Source organism: Mesoterricola sp. MK458 (genome assembly GCF_055384935.1).
Map to the genome: position 1 here is coordinate 2,510,586 of NZ_AP045075.1, position 16,395 is coordinate 2,526,980.

Below are 16,395 nucleotides of genomic sequence, written 5' to 3' on the forward strand. Positions count from 1 at the left end.
CAAGGGGGTGGCCGTCAAGTCATGGGGCTCTCAGAACCGGAACCGGGCACCCAGGGCGAGGATGGTGGCGCCCACCTTGTACGTGCCGGAGAGGCTGCCGCGGAAGAAGTCCGGGTCAGACTGCGAGACGCCCGACACCTGGGCCAGGGGAACCGTCGAGCCGAAGATCTGCGTGGCGCCGAAGTCCAGGGTGGTGGCCTTGGAGAGGGTCCAGGAGACCCCTGCCGAAACCCACCTGCGGTCGGCGTCGGGGATGCGGGGGGTGCGGTGGGCGTTGTCCACCGGAGACCGGTCGTAGGCCAGGCCGAAGCGGAAGGCCCACTCGGGCGACACCCTGCAGAGGGTGCCCACGGACAGGAACCAGGAGTCCTTCCAGTTCTCGTCCACCACGGAATCGGGTTGGCCGGAGGCGAACTTCACCCGCAGCTCCTTGAAGTCCGACCAGCCGGTCCAGGCCGCCTCGCCCTGGAGGCTGAAGGTGGGGGTGACCTGCCAGGTGAAGCCCGCCGAGGCCGTGGCGGGCAGGTTCACGTCCGCGGCCCCGCCGCCGTTGACGAAGGTGGTGTCGAAGGGGGCGGGGACGGTCTCGTAGGCGATCTGCCCCTTCACCTTCAGGGTGGTCTTGCCCTGGTAGCCCACGCCGAACCGCAGGTCCTGGGAGGGCTGGAAGGTGAAGCCGGCCTTGTACCCGTATGCCCAGCAGTCGCCCTTGAGGGTCGCCACGCGGTCCGCGCTCCCGGGCGTGAAGCCCGGGACGCCCAGTGCGTTGCCGATGGCGCCGAAGTCCACCGCGTTACTGAGGGTCGCCTCGGCCTTGCGGGCCACGAAGGCCACCCCGAAGGTCCAGGCATCCCCGGCGCGCAGGGCCACGCTGGGGGCCACGTCGAAGGTCTTGAGGTCCGTGCGCAGGCCGTGATATCGGCCGATGAAGCTGTCGGGGTAGTTGGTCACCAGGCCATAGGGCACGTTCACGGAGAGGCCCAGGTGGACCTTGTCGTTCACGGCCCAGTGGGCGTAGATGCCGGGAAGGATGGGCTGGCTGGTGGCGTTGGGCAGGTCCGGGGAGCCGGAGATGGTCCGGGAAGCCGGCTGGAACACCGGGGCGCGGGACCCCGCGGCGTTGGAGAGGTCCATGTGGATGCCGATCCAGGACCCGCTCAGGGAGACCTCCCCGCCCTGGAAGAGCGGCAGCACCGCGGGGTTCCAGAAGAGGGAGGAAAGGTCCGGGGCGCCGGCGCTGGCCCCGGCGAAGGCGTTGCCCAGGCCGGAGGCGCTCTGCTCCCGGAGCATGAAGCCCGAGGCGGAGGCGGTGGAGGCGATGGCGAGGAAGAGGGTGAGGGAGGAAAGGGTGCGCTTGGTCATGGGAAGGGGGCTCCTCGTTCGGATGGGGGGATCGGATCAGAGGCCGGGGACGGTCCAGATGGCCGGCACCTGGACCTCGGCGGAAACCCCCATGACCAGGCCGGAGGGCGTCTGGGTGGGGTCCAGCGCGATGGAGGTCCCGGTCACGCCCAGGAAGTAGAGAAGCTGCTTCTGCATGAGGCCCGCGTTGGCGGGATGGGCGGGATCCAGCAGGCCGCCGTGGGAGATCCCCGCCTGGTCGAACTGGAAGTAGCCCTCCACCGGGGTGGTGTCGGAGGGGAGCAGCGCCGCAGGCTGGGTCTTGGGCGCAGGGGTGGTGCCGTTCAGGGTGTACATGAAGGTCGCGGGAATGCGGTCCGCCGCGCCGTAGCCCAGCTGGAAGAAGCCCGGGGCCACGGCGGCCGCGGCCGGCGTTCCCAGCACGGCCCGGCCTCCCAGGGCGTTGCCGAAGTAGCGGGTGAAGGGGTTGGTGATCACCAGGTCGCCGTCGGTGGGATTGCCGTTGGCGTCGAAGGTGGAGGAGGTGGCCTCCTGGATGAGGACCCGTCCCGAGAGCCGGCTGGGAAGGCCCGCAGCCAGCGGCGTGGTCATGCTCGCCGGATCCGCGGTGTCCACCACCGTCTGGGTGGCCTGGAAGAAGGCGTTGTAGGTGACGCTGCCCTTGGGGATTCCCGCGGCCGCCAGGCCCGTGTCCACCGTGGCCCCGAAGGCCGGGCTGGCCTGGATGAGGTACGCGATGCGGGCGCCCGGAACGCTGAGGAGGCCCTTCATGTCGTTGGCGAGGGTGGCCTGGGCGTAGGGCGGCACCGTGGCCGCCAGGGTGGTGTTCCCGGCCAGGTAGTAGGCCCCCACGATGGAACCCAGGCTGAGGCCCGCGAACTTCGCACCGGTGGTGGCCGGGGCCTTGGCGCCCAGGACGTCGAACCCGTGGGTGGCCAGCACCAGTTCGAGCCGGTGGAGGTCGAAGGCGGCCTGCTGGATGTTGGACCGGGTGGCCAGCGGGGTTCCCACCGCCATGAAGGCCTGGCCCCAGCCGGCCTGTTTCTGGGCCTTAACCGCGGCGCTGTCGCCGGGGGCCAGTTGCAGGGAGGCCGTCGCGAGGGCCCCGTGCTGGGGCAGGTCCACCGCCAGGGCCGCGTAGCCGCCGCCCGTGAGCACCTGGGCCAGGCCGATGACGGTCTCCTTCTGGCTGGTGATGCCGTGCTGGTAGAGCACCACCGGGTAGCCGCCGGCGGGGGCCGCGGCGTCGGGGGCGATGTAGACGAAGGGGATGGTCGTGGGCACGTGGTAGTACCCGGTGAGGACCCCGCCGGCGCCCCGGAAGGGCTGCACCACGCCCGAGAGCGGGTTGAAGGCGCCGGTCACGGCGCCCAGGTCCATGGAGGCGGCGTTGGCCCGGGCCAGCACGGGATCGACATTCAGGAAGGCGGTGTTGATCGTGCCCAGGACGACGGTGCCGAGGGTGGCGGGCACGGTGGCGGCGGGGGCGCCCGTGGCGCCCTGCCAGAAGGCCCCCACGTCCAGGGCGGGATTGGCGTTGCCCTTGGTGAAGGTGGCGGTGACGGTGACGGCGTTGTCCCAGGTCTTGCCGGAAAGTCCGCCCAGAGGCGCGCCGGCGGCGAAGGCCCGCAGGGCCGACTCCACCGGGATCACCGCCGTGGGGCTGGCGGGGTTGGGGACGACGAACCCAGCGCCCGAGGTGATGAACCGGCCCATGAGGGCGATGTCGGCGCGGGAGGCGATGGTGGTGGTGGCCTTGGCGGCGATGAGGTCGTCCATGACCTTGGCGTAGCCCGAGAGCAGGATGGTCGAGCCTGAAGTGACGTTGGCCCGGATGGGCTCAAGGGCGGCGGGGGTCCCCGTGAGGGGAACGGTGGACTTGAGGTAGTTGAAGTAGACCGAGGGGATCACGGCGCCCCCGGTGGCGGCGTCCTGGACGCGGCTGGTGACCACGTACACGTATCGGGCGGCGGGGGTGAGCGGGAAGGACGGGAACAGCCACAGGTCCGTGCCGCCAGCGGGGTATTTGAACGTGAACATGCCGGTGACGTCCGTGAACCCCAGCGGGCCGTTTTCGGTGCCCCCGGCGTCAGGGGTGATCTGGAACACTTTGATGTTGGCCGGCGAAACCGTGGAGGCCAGAAGCGGATAGGTGAAATGGAGGTAGATGGGCGCGTTCACCCCGGCCACCGCATTGGTGCCGGCCACTTCGTACTTGTTGATGTAGGCCAGGGCCTTCTTGGGATCCATGCCCGTGCCGGCGGCGAGGCCGGCCAGGGGGTCCGGGGCGGCGGCCGTGGCCAGGATGTTGGGCAGGGGCACGTCCCCCGAGGCCGGATCGAAGGCTGCCGCGTTGGAACTCGTGTCGGGAGCCGGGTTGGGCACCGCCTCCTGGCGGGAGGAGCAGGCCGCGAGGACCAGGAGGGACGCGCACGTCAGCGACGTTCGAAGGAAGGCATGCATTCTTCACCTCGGGAGGCGGGTTGATGGATTGGGTCCCGAGCGTAGACGCCTTCGCGAACGTCTTCCACAAAAAAACTTCAAAAGATGCTTATTTTTCAGGCCTAAAAGATGATCTATAGGTCGTTTTAATGTCCGGGCCTTTCCGGAATTTCCAGGGGAAGGAGCACCCTCACCCCCGTGCCTCGCCCCGGCTCGCTCTGGATCTGCACGGTCCCCTTGTGGTTCCCGATGATCCCCGCCACCGCGGGCAGACCCAGGCCCCGCCCGATGAATTTCGTCGTGAAGAAGGGGTCGAAGGCCTTCCGCAGCACCTCCGCCGTCATGCCCTCGCCGGTGTCGCGCACCTCCAGGAAGGCGTAGAGCTTCTCGCCGGCCCCGGGGGCCGGAGCCGGAACGGCGGGCCGGGACGGATCCAGGCGCCCGGTGCCGGTGCGGATGGCCACCTCATGCGGGGAGGCGGGGTCCAGGGCCTCGAACGCGTTCACGGCCAGGGCCCGCACCACCTGGAGGAGCTGGCTGGGGTCGCCCCGCACCCGGGGCGCCGCGGGATCCAGGCTGATTTCCAGGCGCGTGTTCCGGGGCAGCATGGCGGTGAGGAGATCCCGGGCGTCCTCCACCAGCCCGTTGAGGTCCACCGCGCGCAGGGCGGAAACCGTCTGGCCCAGGTAGGCCATGAGCTGGTTGGTGAGGTCCGCCCCCCGCATCGCGGCCTGTTCGATCCGGTCGAAGTTGGCCCGGGCGCGGCTTTCGGCATGCACTTCCCGCACGCCCAGGTTGCAGTTGCCCAGGATCGCCGTGAGGAGGTTGCTGAAGTCGTGGGCCACCCCCCCCGCGAAGGCCTTGAGGCTCTCCATCTTGTGGGTTTCGCGCAGGGACGCCTCGGCGCCCTTGAGGGCCGTGATGTCCGCCTGGATCGCGATGAAGTGGCCGGGGGCGCCGGCCGGGTCCGCCACGGGCACGATGGTGGTGGCGACCCAGAAGGGTTCGCCGCCCTTGGCCCGGTTGCGGATCTCGCCCTTCCAGACCTGGCCGGCCAGGATGGTCCGCCACAGGTCCTGGAAGAAGGCCGCGCCGTGGAAACGGCTGTTGACCAGCTGGAAGGTCCTGCCCAGCAGTTCGGACCGGGCGTAGCCGGACAGGGCGCAGAACTTGTCGTTCACGGCCAGGAGCCGGCCCTTGACGTCCGCGAGCGACACGATCGCATGCTCGTCCAGGGCCCGCCGGTAGCTTTCCAGCCCCACGGCCTCCCAGGACGGGGCGTCCAGCCGGGGTTTGCGCACGGCGTATTCCCGGGCCTCCCCGAGGATGGCGTCCCCGGTGGGCCGGTCCGCCAGCTTCCAGACCATGCGGACGGGGGTTCCGTCCCGCTTCTGGAAATGGCTTTCATGAATACCGGATACCTTCCCCCGCATGTGCCCATCGAACATGGACAGGACGGACCGCCGCTCCCGGGGCACCACCATGTCCGCGAAATCCTTGCCCAGCAGTTCCTCGTTGCCGTAGCCCCACAGGCGGGACGAGGCCCCCCGCACCATGCGGAAGCGCCGGTCGGCGCCCAGGGTGTAGACCACCTCCCGGTCCTTGTCCAGGATCCAGTCCAGGAGAGCCCCCGGGTCAGCGGGCGACTTGGCTTTGCGGCCCAGCGAGAACATGTTCAAGTATACGATTCGGCGCCGGATCATGCGGGTATATTCCTATTCTTTTTCTTATGCCAATATATGAAACGGCGGTATCATGACGAAACCCCCTGGAGGAATCATGAAGACGCTCATCGCAGCCCTCGCCATCCTCGCGTTCGCCACCGCCCGCGCCGAGGAGCCCAAGAAGCCGGCCAAGGCCGCCGCCTGCTGCAAGGAGTCCTGCAAGGACCAGAAGGCCTGCGACAAGAAGGCTTCCGAGCAGAAGAAGGCGTGCTGCAAGAAGGAATGCTCCAAGGACGCCAAGAAGGGATGACGGCCGCGGGGAAAATCCCCTACGGATTTGATCGACTTTCCCTTGGTTTGCCCGCCGGGTCTGGTACCATTCCAGCCCGATGAACCCGCAATCTTTTCCCTTGGCCCATGACGCCCTGGTCGCCCTCCTTGAGGGCGGGGTGTCGGTGTGCGTGGCCACCCGGGGCCGGGACGGCCTTCCGTCGCTGAGCCGGGCCCTGGGCTGCAAGGTCTCCCGGGACCGGCGCCGCCTGTCGGTCTTCCTCGCGCGGTCCCAGGCCGCGGACGTCCTGGAGGACGTGCGGGCCCACGGCGCCATCGCCCTGGTGGCTTCCCACCCCCTCACCCACCGTTCCTACCAGTTCAAGGGCACCGACGCCGCCGTGCGCCCCCTGGGCAGGGGCGAGGCGGCCCGCGTCCGGGCCTACGTGGAAACCTTCGTGCGGGTCGTGGAGCCCGAGGGCTACTCCCCCCGGCTCATCCGCGCCCTCTTCGCCAGCCCCCCGGAAACCCCCGAGGACTGGGTGGCCGTGACCTTCACGCCCACCTCCGCCTTCAGCCAGACCCCGGGCCCGTCCGCGGGCGATCCCCTGGGGGAGGCCCCATGAAGATCCGGCTCGAGACGATCCGCGATTGCCTGGAGGGCTCCGTGCCGGGCCATCTGGCCACCTGCGACGTGGACGGCACCCCCAACATCACCGCCCTCTCCCAGGCCCAGTACGTGGACGCACGCCACCTGGCGCTCTCCTACCAGTTCTTCAACAAGACGCGGCGCAACATCCTGGCCAACCCCATCGCCCGCCTCCAGTTGACCAGCCCCCTCACCGCGGCCCAGTACCGCATGACGCTGCGCTACCTGCGCACCGAGACCGAGGGACCGCTTTTCGAGACCATGAAGGCCAAGCTCGCCGGCATCGCTTCCCACGAGGGCATGTCCGGCGTGTTCCGCCTCCTGGGCTCGGACGTCTTCGAGGTCCTGGACATCGAGCCGGTGGCCGGACACCCCCTGCCCCCGCCCGCGCAGCCCAGCCGCATGACGGCCCTGCGCTCCTCCGCGGCGCGCCTGGCGGCGGCCCAGGACCTGGAGAGCCTCCTGGGCGGGGTCCTGGACTGCATGGAAAAGGATTTCGACATCGCCCACACCATGGTCCTCATGGCCGACACCGCGGGCCGGAAGCTCTACACCCTGGCGACCCGCGGCTACGACCGCTCCGGGATCGGCTCGGAGATCCCCATCGGCGAAGGCGTCATCGGCGTGTGCGCCCGCATGGGCACGCCCATCCGCATCGGCCACGCCACCTCCGAGTACGGCTACGGCCGCGCCCTGCGCCGCAGCGCGGAGGAGGAGGGCATGGGCGACAGGCTGGACACCCGCATCCCCCTGCCCGGCCTGGCGGAGCCCGCGAGCCAGCTGGCCGTCCCCATCCAGGCCCGGGGCCGCCTCCTGGGCGTGCTCTACGTGGAGAGCCCGCAGGATTCCCGCTTCACGTGCGACGACGAGGACGCCCTCATGGTGGTGGCCGCCCAGTTCGGCATGGTCGTGCAGGACCTGGAGACGGGGCAGGAATCCCCCGACGAGCCCGCCTCCGAGCCCGGCGAGCCCCTGCCGGGATGCGTCCCCGGGGGGCCCCTGGTGGTGCGCCACTACGCCGAGGACGACAGCATCTTCCTGGACGGCGACTACCTCATCAAGGGGGTGGCCGGAAGCATCTTCTGGACCCTGGTGAGGGACCACGTCACCCAGCAGCGCACCACGTTCAACAACCGGGAGCTGCGCCTGGACCCCAGGATCAAGCTGCCCGGCCTCAGCGACAACCTGGAGGCGCGCCTGGTGCTGCTGGGGCGGCGCCTGGTGGAGCGGGAGGCCTGCGTGCGCATGGAAAAGACCGGCCGGGGCCGCTTCCGCCTGCGCGTGGACCGGGCCCTCCACCTCGAGGACGTCCCGCAATCCTAAGGAAACCTTAAGGAAACCTTAAATATTTATTATTAAGGAAGTTGGAATATCCACTTCCCGTCCAGGGGCGTAGCTTTGCATGTCACCCGAGGCAGCAATTCCTTCGGATCCATGCGCCGCGTCTGGCGTCCCCTTGCAAATTAACGAGGAGAACATGAACCACTATCCCTTTAAACCCACCCCCCGGGCCCTCCTGGAGCGGATGCTCTTCATCCGGGCCTACGAGGAGCAGATCGTCGACTTCCACACCAAGGGACCCTTCCCCCACGTGTGCACCTCCGTGGGCCAGGAGGCCTCGGCGGTGGGCGTCGTGGCCGCCCTTGAGCCCCAGGACCTCATCCTCACCAACCACCGCAGCGCCGGGCACCTCCTGGCCCGGGGCGCGGATCCCGGCAGGATCCTGGCCGAGGTCATGGGCCGTTCCGGCGGCTACTGCAAGGGCAAGAGCGGCACCCTGCACGTCTCCGCCAAGGAACTGGGCGTCATCCTCACCTCCACCATCGTGGGGGGCGAGCTTTCCCTGGCCACGGGCGTCGGGCTCAGCCTGGCCATGCAGGGCAGCGACGCCATCGCGGTGTGCTTTTTCGGCGACGGCGCCGCGGCCGAGGGCATCTTCCACGAGTCCCTGAACCTGGCCGCGGTCTGGCAGCTTCCGGTCCTCTACGTGTGCGAGAACAACCACTGGCAGGCTTTCGTCCACCGGAACGAGACCATGGTGGGCGACCGCATCTCGCCCCGCGCCGCCGGCTACGGCGTCGAGGGCCTCACCGTGGACGGCAACGACGTGGAGGCCGTGCTGGCCGCCGCCAAGGAGGCCGCCGACAAAGTCCGGACCACCCGCAAGCCCTTCCTGCTGGAAACCTACACCTACCGCCTGCGCGGGCACATGGAGCCCAACGACCAATCCTACGTGGACCCGGCCGAACTGGCCTTCTGGGGCCCGCAGGATCCCATCCTCCGCATGAAGCGCAGCCTCCTGGAGCGGGGCCTGGCCACCGAGGACGGCCTCGCGGAAATGGCCGCCCGGGCCCGGGAGGCCATGGAGGCCGCCGCGGCCTTCGCCTCCGCCTCGCCCTTCCCCGACCCCGCCGAACTCCTCACCGACGTCTACGCCTGAAAGGACCCCACCCATGCAGACCATCACCGTTGAAGCCGCCGTGGGCCAGGCCCTGGCCGAGGAGATGCACCGCGACCCCTCCGTCCTCATCTTCGGGGAGGGCGTCGCCACCAAGCGCAAGGACCTCCTGGAGTCCTTCGGCGCCTCCCGCGTGCGCAACACCCCCCTGGCCGAGGGGATCATCGCCGGCACCGCCGCGGGCGCCGCGGCCACGGGCCTCCGCCCCGTGGTCGACCTGCTCTTCGCGCCTTTCCTTTGCTTCGCCATGGACGAGATCGTCAACAGCGCGGGCAAGCTGCGCTACATGTCCGGCGGCCAGTTCAAGTTCCCCATGGTCGTCATGGCCCTCACCGGCGGCGGCTGGACCGTGGGCGCCCACCACAACCACAACCTGGAGTCCTGGTTCGTCCACGCCCCCGGTCTCAAGGTGGTGATGCCCAGCAACGCCGCCGACTTCAAGGGCCTGCTCAAGGCCGCCATCCGGGACGAGAACCCGGTGCTCTTCTTCACCGACATGGCCCTCTCCTTCAAGGCCGGCGAGGTTCCCGACGGGGACCACGTGGTGCCCCTGGGCGTGGCCTCGGTGGTGCGGCAGGGCGTGGACGTCACCTTCATCTCCTACGCCAAGACCGTCGACACCTGCCTGGAGGCCGCAAGGACCCTGTCCAGTCAGGGGGTGGAGGCCGAAGTGATCGACCTTCGCACCCTCAAGCCCCTGGACGAGGCCACCCTCCTGGCGTCCGTGGCCAGGACCGGCCGCGCCGTGATCGTCCACGAAGCCGGGCGCCTGTGCGGGGTCGGCGCCGAAGTGGCCGCCCTGCTCTCGGAGAAGGCCTTCGCCGACCTCAAGGCCCCCATCGTGCGCCTCACCGGCCCCGACGTGCCCCCGCCCTCCAGCTACGTCCTGGAGCAGGCCTACATCCCCCAGGCCGCCGCCGTGGTCGAAGCCGCGCTGCGCCTGACCTCCCACGCCGGATCCCGGCTCGTCCCCACCCCCGCGGGAGCCTGATCCCCCGCACCTTCCAAGGAATTCCCATGAACCTGCTTCCGGCTCTCGCCGTCCTCGCCCTCTCCGCGTCCCTCCAGGCCCAGACCCCCGCCGCCCGCGGCGCCTACCTGGTGAAGATCATGGGATGCAACGACTGCCACACCCCCCTGAAGATGGGGCCCAAGGGGCCCGAACCCGACATGGACCGGTTCCTCTCCGGCCATCCCGCGGATCTCAAGATGCCCGCCGCGCCCGATCTGGGCAAGGGCCCCTGGGCCTGGGCGGGCAGCGGCAGCCTCACCGCCTTCTCCGGCCCCTGGGGCACCACCTTCTCCGCCAACCTCACCTCGGACAAGGAGACCGGCATGGGCGGGGTTTCCGAGAAGGACTTCCTCCAGATCTTCCGCACGGGACGCCACCTGGGCAAGGGGCGTCCGGTGATGCCCCCCATGCCCGTCGCCTCCGTGAACGAGGCCACGGACGAGGACATCAAGGCCATCTATGCGTTCCTCCAGACCACGAAGCCTGTCCGCAACGCGGTGCCCGACTACCTCCCGCCCCATTCCTGAGGATTTGTGTCCCCCCGGTTCCTGCTCGCCCTGGCCCTGGCCGCCGCGCCTCCCGCCCAGCTCTCCCTCACCGGGCTCTACGAGGGGGACCGGGTGGCCCCGGACGTCCTGCCCTACTCCCCCCAGTACCCGCTCTGGTCCGACGGCGCGGGCAAGGCGCGGTGGATCGCCCTGCCCCCGGGCACCCGCATCGGCACGCGCGACCCCCAGGCCTGGGATTTCCCGGTGGGCACGAAGCTCTGGAAGGAGTTCGCCTTTGGGGGCCGGAAGGTGGAGACCCGGATGCTCTGGCGGGCTTCCGCGGACGCGTGGGTCTACGCCGCCTACCGTTGGCGGGAGGACCAGCGCGACGCCGACCTGGCGCCCGCCTCGGGCGTGGCGGACGCCGCGGACCTGGGGGGCGGGCTGAGCCACGGCATTCCGTCCACCGCCGACTGCCTGGCCTGCCACGGCAACGGCCCCACGCCGGTGCTGGGGTTCACCGCCCTCCAGCTCTCCCCGGACCGGGACCCCCTGGCTCCCCATGCCGAGCCGCTGGCCCCGGGAATGGCGACCCTGGACACCCTCGCCGCGGGCCGGCTCCTGGACCCGCCCCTTCCCCCGGGCCCCGCCCCGCGCATCCGGGCCGCCACCCCCCTGGCCCGCGCCGCCCTGGGCTACCTCTCAACCAACTGCGGCTCCTGCCACACCCCGGCCAACCCCATCCGGGGCGTCAGCCTGGACCTGACCGCCAACGGCGGTCCGGACACCGCCGTGGGCCGCCCGGGCCACTACACCATCCCCGGGGAGGCCGCGAGCCTCCTCGTGAGCCCCGGGGACCCCGCCCACAGCTCCCTTCTCCACCGCATGACCTCCACCCGTCCCGAGGCGCGCATGCCCCCCCTGGGGAACGCCCTGCCCGACCCCGAGGCCACGGGCCTCATCCGGGAATGGATCGAATCCTTGCGCGGCCCCGCGGACGGCCGTACGCTTCCCTCCGGACCCGCACGTCCAGGCCCAGCCAACCCCGGGGGGGCGCCATGAACATCGATTTCGCCGAGCAGGACGCGGATCTCCTTAGGCTCCTCCTCGTCAAGGAGCTGGAGGAGACCCGCGTGGAGATCCACCACGCCAGGAACCTGGAATTCAAGCTGGGATTGGAGGCCAGGGAAACCAGCCTCCGGACCCTCCTGAACCGGTTCCAGGCGTAGGAGGCTGTCTAGTCCACTTCCTTCATCCGCATGGTGTGGCCCTTCACCCCGTCGCTGAACACCAGGTCCAGCGACGTGGAGGCGGAGCGGAAGGTCCTCTGGCCGCCCTCGAGGATGGCGACGACCTTGCCGGTGGCGTTGTCCCGCACCATCACGGCGGGCTGGGCCGATGCGTCCCAGGCCAGGGCCACCTCCTCCTGGGAGATCCGGCGGAGCGACGGCTCCCCGGCGTCGCGCCGGGGCGAGGTGCGGCTGGCCAGCACCTGGCCGTCCCGGAGGATCCGGACACCGGCCAGGGCGTCCAGGTCCGAGGCGGCCATGGGGAGGGCGACCACGAAGTGCCGGTCGTGGGGGCCCGGATCGCAGCCCAGTTCCTCCGCCTCGAAGGTGGAAGTGAGGAGCACCTTGCCGGAGGCGTCGAGCCCCTCCAGGCGCAGGTCCCCCTCGGGGTGGACCGTGGAAGCCACCGCCCGGGTGCGGAAACCGGGGAGCAGTTCGGCGGTGCCGTCCGGGTGCAGGACGCCGCGGACCAGCAGGCACTCCTGGCCGGCGTCGGCGGCCACGGCCACGAAGGCCCCGGTGGCCGCTCGGGTCGCCAGGACCTTCTTGTAGTTGTAGTCGCTCACCCAGACAGGGCTGCAGTAGCTCATCACGTCCTCCACGGAGGCGGGGGGCTCCAGGAGGTTGGTGGCGGTATCATAGCCCCAGACGCCGATGCTGCCGTTGGGGTAGGGGTAGGAGGTGTCGTAGGACGAGACTCCGCACGGCGCATGTGAGAGACCGAAGTTGTGCCCGACCTCGTGGGCGAACACCTCCGGGAAGTGGCCGCCGTCTGCGTAGCCGGAGGACTTGTCCCACCCGATGGCGGTGCGCGAGGAAAAGGACGAATTCACGGAGGGGACGTAGCCCATCCCGGCGGTGCCACTCGAGTAGGCGACCTTCAGGGCGCCGTAGTAGTAGCGGTCCGTGGCGCCGTCCGCGGCGTGCTTGGCGGCGAGGTCGCTCAGGACCTTCTTCCAGGCGGTGTCGTCATCGGCTCCCAGGTCGGAGACCGAGGGGGTGAAGGGATCCCCCACCCGGATGTCCACGTCGGCGATGGGCCACATCCTGGCAAGGCGGCTCACCCACGCGGCCTTGTTGGACTCGGTGACGTTGCCCGTGCCGCTGGAGAGGACCACCGGGAAGATCGTGGTGCGGAAGGTGGGCACCGCCGTCACGGCGAGGGCCACCTGGGACGTGTTGTTGGTGCGGTCCCCTTCGGTCACCAGGCCCCCGGGGTCGACGGCGGCCTGGATGGCGTACCCGGTGCCCGTGGGAGCGGCCAGGTCCGTGCCGGGAATGGCGAGGTTCCAACTGGAGGCCAGGCTGCCCTCGGACACGGCCTGCGGGGTGCTGGAGGCCGCGGCGGCCGCGGTCTTGGGATACCCGGCGACCGGGACCCCGTTGTTCGTGAGGGTGATCTGCACCAGGGGCGCCGAGGAATTGGCCTGGTTGGCCAGGACGTAGACCCGGACGAGGCCGTTCTTGCCCGCGACGATGGGCACGGTGTTGTCCGGAGTCTGGGTGCTCTGGGTGAACTCGATCTGCCCCACCGTCAGGTCCAGCGTGGTGCCGGGAGGGAAGACCACGATGGAGATCGCCGCCGAACTGGAGCCGCCCGCGTTGGAGGCGGTGACCGTGTAGGTCGCCTTGGCGGACGTGGCGGTGGGCGTTCCGGTGATGACGCCGGTGGTCGGCGACAGGCTGAGCCCGCCGGGAAGCGCGGGGCTGACCGCGTAGGAGGAGACGGGGCCTCCGCCCGAGGAAGGCGTGTTGGGCGCGATGGCCGTGCCCACCGCGTAGTAGGCGACGGGCACCGCGTAGGCCAGGCCGGTGGGGGCCGCTTCCACCACGGAGATCGTGAGGGTGGCCATGGTGCTGCCGATGAGGTTGGAGGCGGTCACGACGTAGGGGGCCGGCGCGGAAAGCGTGGTGGGGGTCCCGTTGATGATTCCGCGGACCGGATCCAGGAACAGGCCCGTGGGAAGGGCCGGCGCCACGGAGTAGGATGTCGGCGCGCCGCCTCCGTAGGAGGGGACGTTCGCCGCGATGGCGGTTCCCCGGGGATAGACCGCGGTGGTGAGGGTGTAGGTGAGGCCGGTGGGGGCCATGTCCGCCACCGCGAGGTTCAGGGTGGCGGTCACGCTTCCGGCATCGTTGGAAGCCGTGACCACATAGGCGGCCTCGGCGGTGACGGCGGTGGGCGTCCCGGTGACGGCGCCCGTGGAGGGGTTGAGGGTCAACCCCGCCGGGAGGGCCGGCGCGACGGTGTACGAGGTGGGGTTCCCCCCCGTGTGGGAGGCGACGTTGGCGGCGATGGGCACGCCACGGGGATAGGTGGCCGTGGGTGCGCTGTAGGTGAGGCTCGCGGGGGCGATGTCGTTGACGGTGATGACCAGGGCCGCGGTGGTGCCGCCGGCCGTGTTGGACGCGGTGACGGTGTAGGTCGCCTTGGGCGTGATCGCCGAAGGGGTCCCGCCCAGGACGCCGGACGTGGAATCCAGGGTGAGCCCGGCGGGAAGCGCCGGGGAGACGGCGTACCTCGTCGGGGCCCCCCCGGAGGAGGACGGCACATCGTTCGTGATGGCCTGACCCAGGGTGAAGACCGCCGGATTGGTGGCGTACGTGAGGTTCGTGGGGGCCTTCACCTCGGGCGCGGAGGAACCGCCGCCGCCACAGCCAAGGTTGACAAGGAGAACACCGGCCATGGAAAGGCCGATCCATCGATAAGGTAGCATTCTGCCCCCGCGGCAAACATCGCCACCCCATTATATGAATAAGGGGTGGCGATTCGGTTGTGAATGTGTCGCTATTACAGCACGCTTGGTCTCTGGCCTGCCGGTACCAAGGGCGGCTGGCGCGGAGAACGATTCAGGGCTTGAGGTGCTTGCCCAGGAACGTCTCCATGGCCCCGTAGAAGGCGAACCGGTTCTCCTCGTTGTGGAACCCGTGGCCTTCGTTCTCCTTGACCAGGTACTCCACCTCCACGCCGCGCTTCTTGAGGGCGGCCACCATCTGGTCGCTCTCGTCCTTGTTCACGCGGGGGTCCTTGGCGCCCTGGGCGATGAGCAGGGGGGTCTTGATGCGATCCGCCAGGAACGCGGGGCTGGTGGCTTCCATGCGGGCCTTGTCGGTCTCCGGGTTGCCCACCATCTCGTACATCATGTCCAGGAAGGGCTTCCAGTAGGGCGGGATCGTCTTCATGAAGGTGAAGAGGTTGGCGACGCCCACGTAGTCCACGGCCGCCGCGTAGAGGTCGGGCGTGAGGGTGACGCCGGCGAGGGTGGCGTAGCCGCCGTAGCTGCCGCCGTAGATGGCGACGCGCTTGGGATCCGCGATCCCCTGCTTGACGAGCCAGGTCACGCCGTCGGTGATGTCGTTCTGCATGGTGCCGCCCCACTGCTTGAAGCTGGCTTCCCAGAACTTCCTTCCGTAGCCCGTGGAGCCCCGGAAGTTCATCTGGAAGACGGCGTAGCCGCGGCTCGCGAGGAACTGCACCTCGGGGTTGAAGCCCCACACGTCCCGGTACCAGGGGCCGCCGTGGGGGTTGATGACCACGGGCAGGTTCTTGGCCTCCTTGCCGTTGGGAAGGGTCAGGTACCCGTTGATGGTGAGGCCGTCCCGGGAGGTGTAGGTCACCGGCTTCATGGGCGCCATGTCCGCCTCCTTGAGCCAGGGCGAGACCTGGGCCAGGAGGGTGAGGCTGCCGGTGGCCTTGTCGTACAGGTAGCGGGCGCCGCGGGAACGGTCGTTGTGGGCGGCGATGACGAAATGCTTCTCGGCCTTGTCGTTGGCCGTGAAGGCCACCTCGTAGCCCGGGAGGCGGGCCGCGACCTTCTCGTACAGGGCCTTGTACTCGGGATCCAGGAAGTGGCGCTCGCTCTTCCAGGTGGTGTAGGTGGCGGCGATGAGGACTTTCCTCAGCCTGGAGTGGGCGAGCCCGGACACGTCCACCTGCGGGTGCTCGAAGATCAGCTTGCCTTCCTTGGCCGTGGCGAGGTCGAACTCGAAGATGGCGGACTTGTCCCGGCCCCGGTTGGAGGCCACGTACAGCCCCTTGTTGTCGAAGGTGAACAGCATGGGGGCGACGGTTTCCTTGAAGTTGGTGGTCAGGATCACCTTGAAGGGATCCTTCTCGGTCGCGCGGTACAGCAGGCTGTTGTTGACCCCGTCCGTGGCCGTGGCCACCCGGAGGCGTCCGGCGTGGTCGGTCATCCAGCCCGTGATGTTCCCCGGGTTCTGGGCCACCTGCTCCTCCTTGCCGGTCTTGACGTCCACGCGGAACACGTCGAACACGCGGGGGTCGCGGCGGTTGTGGCTGAGCAGGATGTACCCGGCGTCGTCCTCCAGGTCGTCCACGATCTCGGCCCGGATCTTCTCGCCCGGGGTGAGGTCCTTGAGGTCCTTGCCCTCAAGGTCGACGCTCACCACGTGGAAGTTCTCGTCGCCCCCGAAGTCCTTCACGTAGAGGATGCGGTCCCCCTTCCAGAAGTAGCCGGAAATGTCCCGGGCCGTCTCGGAGGTCACCCGCCGCTCCGCGCCGCCCGCCAGGGGCTTGACGAAGACGTTCAGCCGGTTCTCGTAGGGAGCCACCCAGCTGAGGTACTTCCCGTCGGGCGACAGGGAGAAACCGGTCTTCTCGGGGTTCCGGAAGAAGTCCTTGAGGGTCGGGGGGACCTCGGAAGGCGGGGGGGCGGCCAGCAGGCCGGCGCTCAGCAGACCCGCCATGAGACACCCGGAAAGACGTCGACTCATAATTCCTCCACGTTGGAAAGCTTGGTT

13 protein-coding genes are annotated in these 16,395 nt (G+C 69.5%); 8 read left to right on the forward strand and 5 right to left on the reverse strand.

Annotated features, from left to right (window positions below; all coding sequences use genetic code 11):
• Positions 1–30: 30 nt before the first annotated feature.
• The 3 genes from ACZ5LB_RS10940 to ACZ5LB_RS10950 all read right to left on the reverse strand — a co-directional run bounded on the left by ACZ5LB_RS10940 (position 31) and on the right by ACZ5LB_RS10950 (position 5,507).
• The gene (locus ACZ5LB_RS10940; RefSeq protein WP_464602252.1) at positions 31–1,362 is read right to left on the reverse strand and encodes an OmpP1/FadL family transporter; all 1,332 of its coding nucleotides are present in this window, start codon (positions 1,360–1,362) and stop codon (positions 31–33) included.
• 36 nt (positions 1,363–1,398) lie between these two features.
• Complete coding sequence (locus tag ACZ5LB_RS10945) at positions 1,399–3,825, reverse strand: hypothetical protein (RefSeq protein WP_464602253.1); 2,427 nt, start codon at positions 3,823–3,825, stop codon at positions 1,399–1,401.
• A 125-nt stretch (positions 3,826–3,950) separates the two neighbouring features.
• On the reverse strand, positions 3,951–5,507 hold the full coding sequence (locus tag ACZ5LB_RS10950) for a PAS domain-containing sensor histidine kinase (RefSeq protein ID WP_464602254.1): 1,557 nt from the start codon (positions 5,505–5,507) through the stop codon (positions 3,951–3,953).
• Between the two features lie 76 nt (positions 5,508–5,583).
• Here ACZ5LB_RS10950 and ACZ5LB_RS10955 point away from each other — a divergent pair, with 76 nt between their 5' ends.
• The 8 genes from ACZ5LB_RS10955 (at position 5,584) to ACZ5LB_RS10990 (ending at position 11,574) form a co-directional block, all read left to right on the forward strand.
• Positions 5,584–5,778 carry a hypothetical protein gene (locus tag ACZ5LB_RS10955; protein ID WP_464602255.1) on the forward strand — a complete coding sequence of 65 codons (195 nt, stop codon included), beginning with the start codon at positions 5,584–5,586 and terminating at the stop codon, positions 5,776–5,778.
• 100 nt (positions 5,779–5,878) lie between these two features.
• Positions 5,879–6,364, forward strand: coding sequence for a hypothetical protein (locus ACZ5LB_RS10960; protein WP_464602256.1), 486 nt, complete (start codon positions 5,879–5,881; stop codon positions 6,362–6,364).
• Positions 6,361–7,710 carry a GAF domain-containing protein gene (locus tag ACZ5LB_RS10965; protein WP_464602257.1) on the forward strand — a complete coding sequence of 450 codons (1,350 nt, stop codon included), beginning with the start codon at positions 6,361–6,363 and terminating at the stop codon, positions 7,708–7,710. Before ACZ5LB_RS10960 ends, ACZ5LB_RS10965 begins: the two co-directional genes overlap by 4 nt.
• 154 nt (positions 7,711–7,864) lie before the next feature.
• Positions 7,865–8,827 (forward strand): thiamine pyrophosphate-dependent dehydrogenase E1 component subunit alpha, encoded by a 963-nt coding sequence (locus tag ACZ5LB_RS10970; protein WP_464602258.1) that lies wholly within the window; start codon positions 7,865–7,867, stop codon positions 8,825–8,827.
• Between the two features lie 13 nt (positions 8,828–8,840).
• Positions 8,841–9,836 carry an alpha-ketoacid dehydrogenase subunit beta gene (locus ACZ5LB_RS10975; RefSeq protein ID WP_464602259.1) on the forward strand — a complete coding sequence of 332 codons (996 nt, stop codon included), beginning with the start codon at positions 8,841–8,843 and terminating at the stop codon, positions 9,834–9,836.
• 26 nt (positions 9,837–9,862) lie between these two features.
• Positions 9,863–10,384 carry a diheme cytochrome c-553 gene (locus tag ACZ5LB_RS10980; protein WP_464602260.1) on the forward strand — a complete coding sequence of 174 codons (522 nt, stop codon included), beginning with the start codon at positions 9,863–9,865 and terminating at the stop codon, positions 10,382–10,384.
• Between the two features lie 6 nt (positions 10,385–10,390).
• Positions 10,391–11,407 carry a hypothetical protein gene (locus tag ACZ5LB_RS10985; protein WP_464602261.1) on the forward strand — a complete coding sequence of 339 codons (1,017 nt, stop codon included), beginning with the start codon at positions 10,391–10,393 and terminating at the stop codon, positions 11,405–11,407.
• Positions 11,404–11,574 carry a hypothetical protein gene (locus ACZ5LB_RS10990; RefSeq protein WP_464602262.1) on the forward strand — a complete coding sequence of 57 codons (171 nt, stop codon included), beginning with the start codon at positions 11,404–11,406 and terminating at the stop codon, positions 11,572–11,574. Before ACZ5LB_RS10985 ends, ACZ5LB_RS10990 begins: the two co-directional genes overlap by 4 nt.
• A gap of 8 nt (positions 11,575–11,582) precedes the next feature.
• Here ACZ5LB_RS10990 and ACZ5LB_RS10995 read toward each other — a convergent pair whose 3' ends face one another.
• Positions 11,583–14,321: a putative Ig domain-containing protein gene (locus ACZ5LB_RS10995; protein ID WP_464602263.1), complete on the reverse strand. Its 2,739-nt coding sequence runs from the start codon at positions 14,319–14,321 to the stop codon at positions 11,583–11,585.
• 163 nt (positions 14,322–14,484) lie between these two features.
• Positions 14,485–16,368: a S9 family peptidase gene (locus ACZ5LB_RS11000; RefSeq protein WP_464602264.1), complete on the reverse strand. Its 1,884-nt coding sequence runs from the start codon at positions 16,366–16,368 to the stop codon at positions 14,485–14,487.
• Positions 16,369–16,395: the final 27 nt, after the last annotated feature.

Coding starts and splice junctions, on each gene's coding strand:
- ACZ5LB_RS10940 (WP_464602252.1), bottom strand. CDS start 1,362: ATGACCAAGCGCACCCTTTCCTCCCTCACCCTCTTCCTCGCCATCGCC.
- ACZ5LB_RS10945 (WP_464602253.1), bottom strand. CDS start 3,825: ATGCATGCCTTCCTTCGAACGTCGCTGACGTGCGCGTCCCTCCTGGTC.
- ACZ5LB_RS10950 (WP_464602254.1), bottom strand. CDS start 5,507: ATGATCCGGCGCCGAATCGTATACTTGAACATGTTCTCGCTGGGCCGC.
- ACZ5LB_RS10955 (WP_464602255.1), top strand. CDS start 5,584: ATGAAGACGCTCATCGCAGCCCTCGCCATCCTCGCGTTCGCCACCGCC.
- ACZ5LB_RS10965 (WP_464602257.1), top strand. CDS start 6,361: ATGAAGATCCGGCTCGAGACGATCCGCGATTGCCTGGAGGGCTCCGTG.
- ACZ5LB_RS10970 (WP_464602258.1), top strand. CDS start 7,865: ATGAACCACTATCCCTTTAAACCCACCCCCCGGGCCCTCCTGGAGCGG.
- ACZ5LB_RS10975 (WP_464602259.1), top strand. CDS start 8,841: ATGCAGACCATCACCGTTGAAGCCGCCGTGGGCCAGGCCCTGGCCGAG.
- ACZ5LB_RS10980 (WP_464602260.1), top strand. CDS start 9,863: ATGAACCTGCTTCCGGCTCTCGCCGTCCTCGCCCTCTCCGCGTCCCTC.
- ACZ5LB_RS10990 (WP_464602262.1), top strand. CDS start 11,404: ATGAACATCGATTTCGCCGAGCAGGACGCGGATCTCCTTAGGCTCCTC.
- ACZ5LB_RS10995 (WP_464602263.1), bottom strand. CDS start 14,321: ATGGCCGGTGTTCTCCTTGTCAACCTTGGCTGTGGCGGCGGCGGTTCC.
- ACZ5LB_RS11000 (WP_464602264.1), bottom strand. CDS start 16,368: ATGAGTCGACGTCTTTCCGGGTGTCTCATGGCGGGTCTGCTGAGCGCC.